This is a genomic window from Vibrio sp. J383 (assembly GCF_023503985.1).
GTDB lineage: Bacteria > Pseudomonadota > Gammaproteobacteria > Enterobacterales > Vibrionaceae > Vibrio > Vibrio splendidus.
Window position 1 is genome coordinate 563,038 of sequence record NZ_CP097293.1, and the last position, 14,406, is coordinate 577,443.

A 14,406-nucleotide genomic window follows, 5' to 3' on the forward strand; every position below is an offset into this window, starting at 1 on the left:
TCGTTAACCATCTATCTTGATATAGAAAGATATCGTATTAAAAAGGCCTCGTAGGTAAATACCTATGAGGCCTTTTTTGATCTTAACGGTAAACCGTTTATCTTACTCGGTGGCGTTATTGAACAACTTCACCAGATTCAATCACCGTCTTACGAACGACTTTAGTGAAATCGAGCGCTTCTTGGCGAATCTTATCTTCATCGACCGTTAGCATGTCGCGGTCTTGCATGATGATCTTACCGTCAACGATGGTGTGGCGAACGTTACCCGAGTTAGCTGAGTAAACTAATGCCGAGTATGGGTTGTAGACTGGAACCATGTTTGGCGCTTTCGTATCGATCACTATGATGTCGGCGAGTTTACCGGCTTCAAGAGAACCGATCTTATCTTCCATGTGTAGCGCTTTTGCTGCGCCCATTGTTGCCATGTCGATCACTTTGATCGGCGGCATTGCGGCACGATCTTTATTAACCAGCTTGTGAACTTTAGCGACTTGGTTGAATTCATCAATGGTGCTCAGTGTGTTACCAGACATTGGGCCATCAGTACCTAAACCGATACGTACGTTCTCGTCATACATCTTAAGCGCGGGTGATACGCCTTTTGCTGATTTGATGTTGGCACTCATGTTGTGAGCCACACCCATATCTGACTTTTTCACCAATTCGATATCATGGTCATCAACCAAGATCATGTGTGCACCCACCAAGTTTTTGTTGAGTGCGCCAATGCTGTCCATGTATTGAACCGGTGATAGCCCATCTGAACGCTCGGCGATTTTCTCTTCTTCACGGTGTGATTCTGCAAGGTGAATCATTACTGGTACATCGAGCTCTAGAGAGAGCTTAGAGATCTTCTGCAGTATCTCTGTGGTGTTGGTGTAAGGTGCGTGTGGTGCAAACGCGGGTGTGATACGCGGGTGGTCTTTGTATTCTTCAATGAAATTCAGCGCGTATTGGATACCTTCTTCAGCATTAGCCGCATCAGCGACTGGGAACTTAATCACGGTTTCACCAAGAATGGCACGCATACCGATCTTATCGACAGTTTTCGCAACTTCATCTTCGAAGTAGTACATGTCGGCGTAAGTCGTGACACCGCCTTTTACCATTTCAACGTTACCGAGGTTAGCGCCAATACGTACCATGTCTCGCGATACCAGTTTCTTCTCTAGAGGGAAGATATAACGGTGAAGACGGTCAGGCACATCATCGGCCAGCGAGCGGAAAACCGTCATCGATACGTGAGTATGAGTATTGATGAGACCCGGCATCACGATATCGCCATCCACGTCTAACACTTGTTTCGCTTGGTACTGCTTCTCTAGTGAAGCATCACCAACGGCAATGATTTTGTTGTCTTTTACGACAACAGTACCGCTCTCATAAACCGTTTTGTCTTGGTTCATGGTTAGAACCATCGCATCGGTAATCATCAAGTCAGCTTTTTCCATTGCTGAACTCGCAAATGGAAATAGAGCGAGGCTTGCCATTGCTGAAGCCAATAGGGTGCGTTTTAGTTTCATATCAATACTCAGAACAGGAGTTGGTAAAGTGTCAGGATAATAGTGTATTTCATTCATGGCGCAAACGTTTGTTTTATCGTTTGCTTGAAATTTTGATGATAGTCCGCCTCTATGAAGCGATGTTTCACAAAGTGAAGATATGTATCAATCTTAGGTTATTTTAGGCTTTTCCAAAGCATATCTGTAGCTTACCCCTAGCATCAGATATACTAGGGGTATATACATTCCTTGCTTAAGCAGGCCCGCCTATGTCAAAAAACACACCAATGTCAGAAAACACGACAGCGACAACCACTGTTGATCCTTTTGCCGACCGAGAGTCGAAAAATTACGAAAACCCAGTACCAAGCCGAGAGTTCATTATTTCGTTTCTAACAGACGCGAATATCCCAATGAACCGTAACGATCTATTCGAAGCTTTGGGTTTGGCTGGAGAGGAACAATATGAAGGGCTGCGTCGTCGTTTACGTGCAATGGAACGTGATGGACAGCTTATCTTTACCCGTCGTCAGTGCTACGCATTGCCTGAGAAGATGGAATTGATTAAAGGCTATGTGATTGGTCATAAAGACGGTCATGGTTGGGTTCGCCCAGACGGCAGTGTGGGTAAAGACAATGATATCGTGTTGCCGCATCACCAGATGAAAACCATCATGCACGGTGATTACGTACTGGCTCAGCCTACTGACAACAGTAAACGTGGTCGTCGTGAAGGTCGTTTGGTTCGTGTTCTTGAAGAGCGCAAAACGCCACTTGTTGGTCGCTTCTTCCTAGAATATGGCCATTCTTACGTGGTTGCTGATGATTCGCGTATTAGTCACGACATCCAGATCCCTACCGAGCATAAAGGCGGTGCTCGAATGGGTAATGTGGTTGTGATTGAAATTACGGATCGTGGTGGTCGTTCTCGTAACATGATGGGTAAAGTGACCGAAGTTCTTGGTGAAAACATGGCTCCGGGTATGGAAACGCAGATCGCGATCCGTACTCACCAGATCCCACAAGAGTGGCCTGAAGCGGTAGATAAGCAAATCGTAAACCTCGGTGAGCATGTTCCTGAAGAAGCAAAAGAAGGACGTGTTGATCTACGCAAACTGCCATTGGTTACCATTGATGGTGAAGATGCGCGTGACTTCGATGATGCGGTTTACTGTGAAGCGAAGAAAGGCGGAGGCTGGCGCCTGTGGGTAGCGATTGCTGACGTAAGTTACTACGTTCGCCCAGATACCGCGCTAGACAAAGAAGCGATTAACCGTGGTAACTCGGTATACTTCCCGTCACAAGTTGTGCCAATGCTGCCAGAAGTCCTTTCTAATGGCCTATGTTCATTGAACCCTCAAGTCGACCGTTTATGTATGGTGTGTGAGATGACTATCTCAGACAAAGGTAAACTGTCGGGTTACAAGCACTACGAAGCGGTAATGAACTCTCATGCCCGTCTGACTTACAACAAAGTTGGCGCTATCTTAGATGGCAATGAAGAACTTCGTGAGCGTTACGAGCCTGAAGTACCACATCTTGAAGAGCTTCATAAGATGTACAAGGTACTTAAGAAAACGCGTGATGAACGTGGTGCGATTGAGTTTGAAACGGTAGAAACTAAGTTTATCTTCAATGCGGATCGTAAGATTGACCGTATTGAACCCGTCATCCGTAACGATGCACACAAGATCATCGAAGAGTGTATGATTCTTGCGAATATCGCATCGGCGTCTTACGTAGAAAAAGCGAAAGAACCTGCATTGTACCGTGTTCACGATACTCCGGGAGAAGAGCGCTTAACTGGCTTTAAGAGCTTCCTTAGTGAGCTAGGCTTAACGCTGGAAGGTGGCCTGTCGCCATCACCAGTAGACTATGCACAACTGATGCAACAGATTAATGAGCGTGAAGATCGTGAGTTAATCCAAACCATGCTACTGCGCTCGATGAAGCAAGCGGTATACAACGCGGACAACGCAGGTCACTTTGGTTTAGCTCTTAAACGCTATGCTCACTTTACCTCGCCAATTCGTCGTTACCCAGATTTGCTATTGCACCGCGCGATTAAGTACCTTATTGCGAAGGAAGAAGGCCGTCAGAGTGAGCGTTGGACGCCAACCGGTGGTTACCACTACACTTTCGATGATATGGACTTCTACGGCGAGCAGTGTTCAATGACTGAGCGTCGTGCTGATGATGCAACGCGTGAAGTGAACGACTGGCTGAAGTGTGAGTACATGCAAGACCATGTCGGCGAAGTGATGGATGGCGTAATTGCTAACGTGACTGGCTTCGGCTTCTTTGTTCGTCTCACTGAACTGCACATTGATGGCTTGGTACATATCTCAGCGCTAGCGAATGATTACTACCAATTTGATGCTGTTGGTCAGCGTTTAGTCGGTGAAAGCTCAGGTAACATCTACCGCTTGGGTGATTCGGTTAAAGTGAAGGTTTCTGCGGTTAATCTAGAAACTCGCCAAATCGACTTTGATTTAGAAGACACCGATCGTCAGCCTCGTGGTAAAGGTAAAACGGCCAAGAAGCGTGCAGCTGAAGCGATGAAAAAGGCGAAAAGCAAGAAGCGTTCAGCGGTGAAGAGTAATAAGCCGGGTGTACCAGCGACGCCTTTAGTTGAACCGACTAAGCGACCAGACGGTAGCTCTGAAAGTTCAGCTAAGAAGAAGTCAGCGAATAAAACCGGTGCTGCAAAGGCGCGAGCTAAGAAAAAGCGTACCGCAAGCCGTAAGCCAAAGGCTGATAAGTCTTAAGTTTATAAGCCTTAAGGTTAATAAGTCTTAAGCTTAATAAGGCGCTTTGCTAGTTAGGTTTAGCACAGCGCTAATTTAATGCGACATGACTTTAACGCGAAAAGATTTTAATGCGAGAGTATCAGGCGCAAGACGCATACTCTCGAAATAAACAACACAGGGGTGGGTGCATCGGGTTTGATGTCATTCATCTCTGAGCAATAAGAGTAACCAGAGACAATGAGTAACGAATTTATTTACGGTATTCACGCGGTGAAAGCCGTACTAGAAAAAGATCCAGCGCGCTTTATTGAAGCGTACGTGCTTAAAGGTCGTCAAGACGATCGTCTTCTTCCATTACTGAATCAACTGCAGCAATTTGGTGTGTCGATTCAACAAATGGGCCGTAAGCCGCTTGATGAAAAAGCACAGGGTGCAAATCACCAAGGTCTTATTGCTAAGGTGAAGCCTGCTAAGCAGCTTAATGAAACTCACCTAGACGATATCCTAGCGCAGCACGAACAGCCTCTGCTGTTGGTTCTAGATGGCGTAACAGACCCTCATAATCTAGGTGCTTGTCTACGTAACGCGGATGCTGCGGGTGTGGCGGCTGTTATCGTACCTAAAGATCGCTCTTCGCCGCTAACGGCAACCGTAAGTAAGGTTGCTTGTGGCGCAGCTGAAACCGTTCCTCTAGTACGCGTAACCAACCTAGCTCGTACAATGCGTGCACTGCAAGAGCAGGGTGTATGGTTCGTGGGTACCGCAGGTGAAGCGACGCATGATATCTATCAAGCGAAGCTAACGGGTCCTCTTGCTGTTGTGATGGGCGCAGAAGGTGACGGTATGCGTCGTTTAACGCGCGAAACCTGTGATGACCTAATTAAGATTCCAATGTCAGGCAGCGTGTCGAGCCTAAACGTTTCGGTAGCATCGGGCATCTGCTTGTTCGAAGCGGTACGTCAGCGCCTAGCTCAATAGCGTTAAGCTGAGTTAAAAGGCAAAACGACTCTAAGTCTATGAATTTATTAACGCTCACCACTTGCTGGTGGGCGTTTCTTTTTAGGCTGTTATGACGGAATCGTTTGGTTTGTCAGATGGCTAGATGGCGAAAGGAAAACTGTTTCATTATTAGCCAAATACCGCTTGCCAATACCGAGTTCTTTCTATAATATTTGCCGTCCTTAAAACTCGGTCATTTTTCTTTAGTTCCTTGCTTCCCTTGGACGACCGAGCCTTTCGTGGAAGCTAATAATCCGTAAGGAGCAACCAAATGCGTCATTATGAAATCGTATTCATGGTTCACCCTGATCAAAGCGAGCAAGTTGCTGGCATGATCGAGCGTTACACTGGTTCAATCACTGAAGCTGGTGGTACTATCCACCGTCTAGAAGACTGGGGCCGCCGTCAAATGGCTTACCCAATCAACAAACTTCACAAAGCTCACTACGTTCTTATGAACGTTGAAGCTGGCCAAGAAGTGATGGACGAGCTAGAAACTGCTTTCCGTTTTAACGATGCAGTTCTACGTAACATGATCATGCGCACTAAAGGCGCTGTGACTGAGCAATCTATCATGCTTAAGCAAAAAGAAGAGCGTGCAGAGCGTGCTCCTCGTCGTGATGACCGTGAAGAACGTGCACCACGTCGTGAAGAAGAAGCTAAGCCAGAAGCTGCTGCTGAGTAATTCTTTTTTGGCCTTTTAGGTCATTAAATTTTATTCAACTCGTTTAGGTATTTTCACTACAAGCATTTGCTTACGCTTATTTATAAGCCTGTGTTAATACCGCATTATTAAATTTAGATCAGGAGATAGCCCATGGCTCGTTTCTTCCGTCGTCGTAAATTCTGCCGTTTTACTGCAGAAGGCGTACAAGAGATTGACTACAAAGACGTAGCAACTCTAAAAAACTACATCACTGAAGCTGGTAAAATTGTACCTAGCCGTATCACTGGTACAAGTGCTAAATACCAACGTCAGCTAGCTCGCGCTATCAAGCGTTCTCGTTACCTAGCTCTACTACCGTACACTGACAAGCATCAGTAATCGGTAATAGTTAACAATAGTTTAAGAGGACTAAGATAATGCAAGTTATTCTACTTGATAAAATCGGTAACCTAGGTGGCCTTGGCGACCAAGTAAACGTTAAATCTGGTTACGCTCGTAACTTCCTTATCCCACAGGGTAAAGTAGTTATGGCAACTAAAGACAACGTTGCTATGTTCGAAACTCGCCGTGCTGAACTAGAAGCTAAAGTTGCTGAGCAACTAGCTGCTGCAGAAGCTCGCGCAGAGACAGTTAACACTCTAGAAGGCGTTACAATCGCTTCTAAAGCTGGTGACGAAGGCAAACTATTCGGTTCTATCGGTACTCGTGACATCGCAGATGCTATTACAGCAGCTGGTGTTGCAGTAGTTAAGAGCGAAGTACGCCTACCTGAAGGCGCTCTACGTAACATCGGCGAATTCGAAGTAAGCATCCAACTTCACTCTGAAGTTTTTGCTACTGCGAAAATCGCTATCGTTGCAGCTGAGTAATTTCAGTACCAAGACGAATTCTTTCTTTTGAAAGTTTTAAACACCAGCTTCGGCTGGTGTTTTTTTATGTCTGAAATATAGGAAAACATAGCGAAGGGGTTATGGTAAGTAAAAAGCTTACAGTGATCCAAAAGCTGTTATTGCTGAACAGTCTGTTCTCAAGGTTAGAAGTGGCCTTAAGATTAGAACTGCTCTTGAGACTAGAACTGCTCTTGAGATTAGAATAGTTCTTGAGACTAGAACTACTCTTGAGACTAGAACTACTCTTGAGATTAGAATAGTTCTTGAAACTAGAGCTGCTCTTGAGATTAGAACTGAAAGAGCAGGTTAATCGACAGCACAGAGTCTTCTTTGCTTAATCCGTGAGGCACTTTATCGTGGTATTGACGAGAGTGAGCAATCTTCAGTGCGATATTGTCAGTAATATCGTTGATCGCTTCTAATTCAGTATCAAATTTCAGGTTACTGTGGCCAGACACTAACGTCACATCAGCCTTGAGCTGCAAATTCTTCAACACCTGCCATGATGTATTCACATTGCCACGGAAAATCGCCTCTTCAACAATCTCTGGGAAGATGATGTCATCGTCGTCCAATTCATCGAGATTAGGTTCTTGGTAACGAAAACCCGGTCCGACCTCGACTTCCAACACAAACTCTTCAGTGTTCGAGAACTGATAACCCAAACCACTAGAGATTGTGTAGTCTTTAAAGTAAGCACTGTATCGTGAATCGACACCTTTGAAGCTGCCGTAAAGGTAGGTTTTAGGGCTTAACTTGTAGTCACTCTGAGCCGAGTAAGTCGATTGCCTTTTATCTTCTTCACCGTCTTTGTAGAGGTTGTAGTATTTCCATTCGCCACTGGTTCTATGACGGCCAGCCGTATACTCACCGTTTAGGCGGGCATTTAGCGATCGTGAATCAGAATTACCAGTATGCGACTGATACCCAAATTCGACTTCCGTCTTGAGTGGGTTCGGCAGTTCTGTGTCACTCGTATCACTTGGTGCGATATCCATATCTTTTTCAGGTATCGGTGCAACGACGATCGGCTCAACAGTAGGTTCTGAAACTACTATAGAGTCGAGGATTGCATCGACAGAGGCTTTAGCATCATCATCAGCTAAGGCCAACGGAGAGCTCAGAAGGCTGGTGCTTAGAAGACCAGAGCTTAGAAGACCAGTGCTCAGAGCCAATAATTTGGACACGCATACCTCTAGTTATACAGTGAGTGAATGGCAGGATCGTAATGCTACCCTTGGTTAATTCCGTCAGCAATAGGTAAATTCTTCCTGAAGAATAAAACAAACGCTTAGGAACGGATTACAAATGAGTGTTCTTGGGTATAATGAACGATCATTATTAGTTATTGAGTGTAGTCATAGTGGATACCAAAAGTCAGAAATCAGCCAACGATCAGGTGGACGCCATCAAAGTCCCACCACATTCATTAGAAGCTGAGCAATCTGTTATTGGCGGTTTGTTATTGGATAACGAACGCTGGGATACAGTTGCTGAAAAGGTTGTGGCCAAAGACTTTTATAGCCGTCCTCACCGTCTGATCTTTGAAGCGGTAAAGGATATCCTTGAAGAAAGTTCTCCTCTGGACCTGATTACACTCTCTGAACATTTAGAGCTTCGTGAGCAGCTAGAAGACGTAGGTGGCTTTGCTTACCTTGCTGACTTAGCCAAAAACACACCCAGTGCCGCTAACATTAATGCGTATGCAGATATCGTGGCACAGCGAGCACTGGTTCGTAGCTTGATCGGTGTGGCGAATGAGATCGCCGATTCTGGTTATGACCCTCAAGGTCGTACATCGGAAGAGCTGGTTGATCTTGCTGAAAGTAAAGTCTTCGCGATTGCAGAAGGCCGAGCAAGTGAAAACGAAGGCCCACAAAACGTTGATAGCATTCTCGAGAAGACGCTAGAACGTATCGAAATCTTATATAAATCGCCACAAGATGGTGTGACAGGTGTCGATACTGGCTTTAACGACCTCAACAAGAAGACAGCTGGCCTACAGGGTTCTGACTTAATCATTGTTGCTGCGCGTCCATCGATGGGTAAAACCACCTTTGCGATGAACTTGTGTGAAAACGCGGCGATGAAGCAAGATAAGCCAGTGTTAATCTTCTCTCTAGAGATGCCAGCTGAACAGCTGATGATGCGTATGTTAGCGTCACTTTCTCGTGTCGACCAAACCAAGATTCGTACCGGTCAATTAGACGATGAAGATTGGGCGCGTATTTCGTCGAGTATGGGTATTCTTATGGATAAGAAGAATATGTATATCGATGATAGCTCGGGCTTAACACCAACAGAGGTGCGTTCGCGTGCTCGACGTATCGCTCGTGAACATGATGGTATCTCTATGATCATGATAGATTACCTTCAATTAATGCGTGTACCGTCATTGTCTGAAAACCGTACGTTAGAGATCGCCGAAATTTCGCGTTCCCTAAAAGCGCTAGCAAAAGAGCTCAACGTTCCGGTTGTGGCACTTTCTCAGCTTAACCGTTCCCTAGAGCAACGTGCTGATAAGCGCCCAGTAAACTCGGATTTGCGTGAATCAGGTTCGATCGAGCAAGATGCCGATTTGATCATGTTCATCTATCGTGATGAGGTTTATAACCCAGACAGTTCATTGAAAGGCATCGCAGAGATCATCCTTGGTAAGCAACGTAACGGTCCGATCGGTTCGGTTCGTCTTACGTTCCAAGGCCAACACTCCCGATTTGATAACTATGCAGGCCCTGCATTTGATGATGAGTAATCGCTAATGACTTACATGAAAGCAGCGACGGCAAGCATTGACTTAAACGCGCTCGAACATAACTTGAACCAGATAAAGTCGAAGGCTCCACAGTGTAAAGTTATGTCGGTTGTGAAAGCGAATGGCTACGGGCACGGCTTACTGCATATCGCCAAGCACTCTAAGAACTCAGATGCTTTTGGTGTGGCGCGTATTGAAGAAGCCTTACAACTGCGTGCTGGTGGCATTGTTAAACCTATTTTGTTGCTGGAAGGGTTTTACTCTTCGGGCGATTTGCCAATCTTGGTGACCAATAACATTCAAACCGTGGTGCATTGTGAAGAGCAATTAAGCGCGCTTGAGAATGCAGATTTGGAAACACCCGTTGTGGTATGGCTTAAAGTCGACAGTGGCATGCACCGATTAGGTGTTCGCCCTGAGCAATACCAAAACTTTGTTGAGCGTTTGCATCAATGTGCGAATGTTGCCAAACCTCTACGTTACATGAGCCACTTCGGTTGTGCTGATGAACTTGATAGAGCGACCACCGTTGAACAGACTGAGCTTTTCTTATCTCTCACTGACGGTTGTGAAGGTGAGCGTTCACTTGCTGCCTCTGCGGGTCTATTGGCTTGGCCTAACAGCCACCTTGATTGGGTTCGTCCGGGAATCATCTCTTACGGTGTTTCGCCTTTTGCTGATAAATCAGCGCAAGAGCTTGGCTTTAAGCCAGTGATGACTCTGACCTCACATCTGATTGCGGTTCGTGATGTTAAAGCGGGTGAAAGCGTTGGCTATGGCGCTAACTGGACCAGTGAACGTGATACCAAGGTTGGCGTGATCGCGATTGGTTACGGTGATGGTTATCCACGCATGGCTCCTAACGGCACTCCAGTGTTCGTTAATGGACGAAAAGTACCGATCGCAGGACGTGTGTCAATGGACATGCTAACGGTCGACCTTGGCCCTGATGCTGCAGATCAAGTGGGCGATGAAGCGACTCTGTGGGGTAAAGACTTACCTTCAGAAGAAGTAGCAGATCATATCGGCACTATCGCGTACGAGTTAGTCACTAAGCTGACTTCACGTGTTGCGATGGAGTATGTGAAGTAGCTATGGATTTTGTAAACTAAATGATGTTCAAGCGAACTACTCGACATTGGTTAACGTCAGTCTTGGCGTTAGCCAGTGTCAGCTTTTCTTCTTCTGCCTTGAGCGAAGAAAAAGATTCAGCCTTTGTCCCTTTCTATTTTAGTACTGAAACTTTGGGCAATACCTTTGGGGTTGCGGGTGTCGCAAAGGGTGTTTGGCAACCTCAAGCCGCTCTGTTTGGTATGGCACTCTATTCAGACAAAGACAGTTACGTCGGTTTTCTATCTGCCTTTAACTACGCTTTGTCTGAGAATGTTTTATTCAGTACTCAGATGTACCAAGCGCGCTTCAACGACAATCCTTATTACATTGGCTCTCAAGGCGATAACGATTCATCTATTGATGATAAAACCATTGCCGATGGCTTAGAGCAAAACTATCAGTTTGAATTTAAGTATTTGCTACCTTGGGGCAATGTTGCAGAACATGGCTTGTTAGGGGCTTTTCAGCCAATCAAAGATGTGAGCTTTGCTTCGCCCGTCGAGTCGGGTGTCAGTTCGATTATCTTCACGCCTTTTTATACGGCTCGTGAGCTAGAAGGTTTAAATAATACTGAAGAGGCGACAGGCTTTAGTCTGGCATTGGATTGGGATAACCGTGATAGCACACGTAACCCAACCACGGGCTCTCATACTAACCTTGAATTCACGACTGGCGCAGAAAGCTGGTCTAACGATGATTTATGGTTGAAGTGGACATTCCAAAACAGTCAGTACTTCGCATTAGGCCCTTTAGGTGACCTGTTCGACCAACAAGTCGTGGCACTCGATTTCTATACTGCTGATACACCAACCTGGGATAACTGCTCAGGGCAAGATTGTGCTCGTCCACCGGAAACGGAACAAGCTCGATTGGGTGGTTTATATCGCTTACGAGGCTATACCGGAGGTCGCTACCACGGACGTTCTGCGGTTCATTACTCTGCTGAGTACCGAGTGATTCCTGACTGGCAACCTTTGGGTGATATCCCACTGATTAACTACTACGATTTGCCTTGGTGGCAATGGGTGGCGTTTGCCGAAGTCGGGCGCGTTGCGGATGAGTACGATATAAAAACACTGCACTCGGATATGAAATGGAGCCTAGGCGGCGCGGTTCGTTTCCAAGTAGAGGGTATTGTTGTTCGTGCTGAGTTAGCTCGAGGTGGTGATGAAGGGACCTTTAGGGTCATGATAAACCAGCCTTTCTAATCTGGTTTTACTAACTCGAATATCTCATGTTTTTAAAGGGTGATACATAACTGTGTCACCCTTTTTTGTTTTTTATCATCATGTTTTTAATAATGTTTTATAGCTGGTTACTTAAGGTTATTCACCTTGAATGGTCGCAATAACCGTACGGCTTCCACCACAATCGCGGTGCTCTCCTAAGTAAATGCCCTGCCATGTTCCTAAAGCTAAACGACCATTAGTGATGGGTATTGTCACACTGGTGCCAAGTGTCGATGCTTTAATGTGGGCTGGCATGTCATCATCGCCTTCATAGGTGTGTCTGTAGTAGGGTGCTCGCTCAGGTACAAACTTATTAAAGTGTGATTCCATATCGGTACGGACGGTAGGATCTGCGTTCTCGTTTAGCGTGAGGCTGGCAGAGGTATGTTGGATAAAAAGATGTAATAAACCAACAGATAGAGAATTGATATCGTGTATCTGTTGTTCAATTTCATCAGTAATGAGATGAAATCCACGCTTTCGTGCATTTAGGTGTATAGTCTTCTGAATCCACATACGCCATCCTTTATAATGTATTTGGAAAAAAAGTGGTTTAACGCTATCTTTTGAACTTGAATTTATCAGGTATCGCTCACATTTAATTATGTTAGAGCTAGAGTCTGTACCGATTCTTGTATCAGGAAATCGAATCCTGATTTATCTCAAGGTACAGCTCTTCATATGCGGCATAATACGTCGTGAAAAAAAAATTACAAAGAATCTTTCAGTGGTGACGCGGTTTGGTCATCACAGAAAAATATAAACTTTCGCCTAATCGGGGGTTCTATTCATCACCCAGGTGACGTTTAGAATAAAACCTACAGTAACATCGGGATAGATACCATGTTGAAAAATATCAACCCAACGCAAACACAAGCGTGGAAAGCTCTAACTGCACATTTTGAGTCTGCTCAAGATATGGATATGAAAGAGCTGTTTGCTCAAGATGCAAAGCGTTTCGAGAGCTTTTCTACTCGTTTCGGTTCTGACATCTTAGTGGATTACTCTAAGAACCTTATCGATGCTGAAACGATGCAGCACCTATTTGCTCTTGCGAACGAGACTGAAGTTAAGTCTGCAATCGAAGCAATGTTCGGTGGTGATGCAATCAACAAGACTGAAGGTCGTTCAGTACTTCACACTGCTCTACGTAACCGTAGCGACAACCCAGTAATGGTTGATGGCAAAGACGTAATGCCAGCAGTGAACGCAGTACTAGCAAAAATGGAACTGTTCACGCACCGCATCGTTTCTGGTGAGTGGAAAGGTTACACAGGTAAAGAGATCACTGATGTAGTTAACATCGGTATCGGCGGTTCGGACCTTGGTCCATACATGGTGACTGAAGCACTTACGCCATACAAAACTCGCCTGAACATGCACTTTGTTTCTAACGTAGATGGCACTCACATTGTTGAGACACTTAAGCCTCTTAACCCAGAAACAACGTTGTTCCTAGTAGCATCTAAGACATTTACGACTCAAGAAACAATGACGAATGCACACTCTGCTCGTGATTGGTTCCTAGCTGAAGCAGGTGATGACGCACACGTAGCTAAGCACTTCGCAGCGCTATCAACTAACGCAACTTCAGTTGCTGAGTTTGGTATTGATACTGACAACATGTTCGAATTCTGGGACTGGGTTGGTGGTCGTTACTCACTATGGTCTGCAATCGGCCTTTCTATCTCTCTTTCTATCGGCTTCGATAACTTCGCTGAGCTACTAGATGGCGCACACGAGATGGATAACCACTTTGCTTCAACTGAGTTTGAAAGCAACATTCCAGTGATTCTTGCTCTTATTGGTGTTTGGTACAACAACTTCCATGGCGCTGAGTCAGAAGCGATTCTACCTTACGATCAGTACATGCACCGTTTTGCTGCTTACTTCCAGCAAGGTAACATGGAATCAAACGGTAAGTTTGTTGACCGTGAAGGCAACCCAGTAGAATACCAAACAGGTCCTATCATCTGGGGTGAGCCGGGTACTAACGGCCAACACGCTTTCTACCAACTGATTCACCAAGGCACTAAGCTGATCCCATCAGACTTTATTGCTCCTGCTATCAGCCACAACCCAGCATCTGATCACCACCAGAAGCTAATGTCTAACTTCTTTGCTCAAACTGAAGCACTAGCATTCGGTAAGACAAAAGAGACAGTGGAAGCTGAATTCCTAGCGGCTGGCAAAACAGCTGAAGAAGTGGCTGAACTTGTACCTTTCAAAGTATTTGAAGGTAACCGTCCAACGAACTCTATTCTTGTTAAGCAAATCAACCCTCGCTCTTTAGGTAACCTAATCGCGATGTACGAGCACAAGATCTTCGTTCAAGGCGTTATCTGGAACATCTTCAGCTTCGACCAGTGGGGTGTAGAACTTGGTAAGCAACTAGCAAACCAAATTCTTCCTGAGCTAGCTGACGATGCTCAAGTAACCTCTCACGACAGCTCAACTAACGGTCTAATCAACGCATTTAAAGCGCTGAAAGCTTAAGAC

Annotated in this window: 12 protein-coding genes; 9 read left to right on the forward strand and 3 right to left on the reverse strand. The window is 45.4% G+C overall.

Translation table 11 applies throughout. The annotated features are described in order from the left end of the window. Nucleotides 1-115: 115 nt before the first annotated feature. On the reverse strand, nt 116-1,525 hold the full coding sequence (locus M4S28_RS02665; RefSeq protein WP_029224282.1) for an amidohydrolase: 1,410 nt from the start codon (nt 1,523-1,525) through the stop codon (nt 116-118). Between the two features lie 248 nt (nt 1,526-1,773). On the opposite strand from M4S28_RS02665, the gene rnr reads away from it, so the two are divergent. The 5 genes from rnr to rplI all read left to right on the forward strand — a co-directional run bounded on the left by rnr (nt 1,774) and on the right by rplI (nt 6,789). Next, on the forward strand, nt 1,774-4,272 hold the full coding sequence (gene rnr, locus M4S28_RS02670; RefSeq protein ID WP_017078239.1) for a ribonuclease R: 2,499 nt from the start codon (nt 1,774-1,776) through the stop codon (nt 4,270-4,272). Nucleotides 4,273-4,491: 219 nt separating this feature from the next. Continuing rightward, nucleotides 4,492-5,232, forward strand: a complete 741-nt coding sequence (gene rlmB / locus M4S28_RS02675; protein WP_004735856.1) for a 23S rRNA (guanosine(2251)-2'-O)-methyltransferase RlmB — start codon at nt 4,492-4,494, stop codon at nt 5,230-5,232. 292 nt (nt 5,233-5,524) lie between these two features. Further along, the gene (rpsF, locus tag M4S28_RS02680; RefSeq protein WP_004735855.1) at nt 5,525-5,938 is read left to right on the forward strand and encodes a 30S ribosomal protein S6; all 414 of its coding nucleotides are present in this window, start codon (nt 5,525-5,527) and stop codon (nt 5,936-5,938) included. Nucleotides 5,939-6,070: 132 nt separating this feature from the next. Continuing rightward, nucleotides 6,071-6,298, forward strand: a complete 228-nt coding sequence (rpsR, locus tag M4S28_RS02685; protein ID WP_000090472.1) for a 30S ribosomal protein S18 — start codon at nt 6,071-6,073, stop codon at nt 6,296-6,298. Nucleotides 6,299-6,336: 38 nt separating this feature from the next. Beyond that, complete coding sequence (rplI, locus tag M4S28_RS02690) at nt 6,337-6,789, forward strand: 50S ribosomal protein L9 (protein WP_004735854.1); 453 nt, start codon at nt 6,337-6,339, stop codon at nt 6,787-6,789. A gap of 308 nt (nt 6,790-7,097) precedes the next feature. On the opposite strand, the gene M4S28_RS02695 is transcribed toward rplI, so the two are convergent. Beyond that, nucleotides 7,098-7,997, reverse strand: coding sequence for a DUF481 domain-containing protein (locus tag M4S28_RS02695; RefSeq protein ID WP_145566096.1), 900 nt, complete (start codon nt 7,995-7,997; stop codon nt 7,098-7,100). A gap of 176 nt (nt 7,998-8,173) precedes the next feature. Between M4S28_RS02695 and M4S28_RS02700 the strand changes: the two genes are divergently transcribed. From M4S28_RS02700 to M4S28_RS02710, 3 genes are read left to right on the forward strand one after another with little or no spacing between them, the layout of a single operon-like run. Continuing rightward, entirely contained in the window at nt 8,174-9,565 is a 1,392-nt protein-coding gene (locus M4S28_RS02700; RefSeq protein ID WP_171309440.1) for a replicative DNA helicase, read from the forward strand. A 6-nt stretch (nt 9,566-9,571) separates the two neighbouring features. Then, a complete protein-coding gene (gene alr / locus M4S28_RS02705; protein ID WP_249632267.1) occupies nt 9,572-10,657 on the forward strand; it encodes an alanine racemase in 1,086 nt (361 codons plus the stop codon). A 23-nt stretch (nt 10,658-10,680) separates the two neighbouring features. Continuing rightward, nucleotides 10,681-11,886 carry a BamA/TamA family outer membrane protein gene (locus M4S28_RS02710; protein WP_054542942.1) on the forward strand — a complete coding sequence of 402 codons (1,206 nt, stop codon included), beginning with the start codon at nt 10,681-10,683 and terminating at the stop codon, nt 11,884-11,886. A gap of 117 nt (nt 11,887-12,003) precedes the next feature. Here the strand turns inward: M4S28_RS02710 and M4S28_RS02715 are convergent, their stop codons facing one another. Next, nucleotides 12,004-12,423 (reverse strand): secondary thiamine-phosphate synthase enzyme YjbQ, encoded by a 420-nt coding sequence (locus M4S28_RS02715; protein ID WP_076645754.1) that lies wholly within the window; start codon nt 12,421-12,423, stop codon nt 12,004-12,006. A 327-nt stretch (nt 12,424-12,750) separates the two neighbouring features. Between M4S28_RS02715 and pgi the strand changes: the two genes are divergently transcribed. Then, nucleotides 12,751-14,403 (forward strand): glucose-6-phosphate isomerase, encoded by a 1,653-nt coding sequence (gene pgi / locus M4S28_RS02720; RefSeq protein ID WP_004735848.1) that lies wholly within the window; start codon nt 12,751-12,753, stop codon nt 14,401-14,403. The last annotated feature ends 3 nt before the right edge of the window (nt 14,404-14,406 follow it).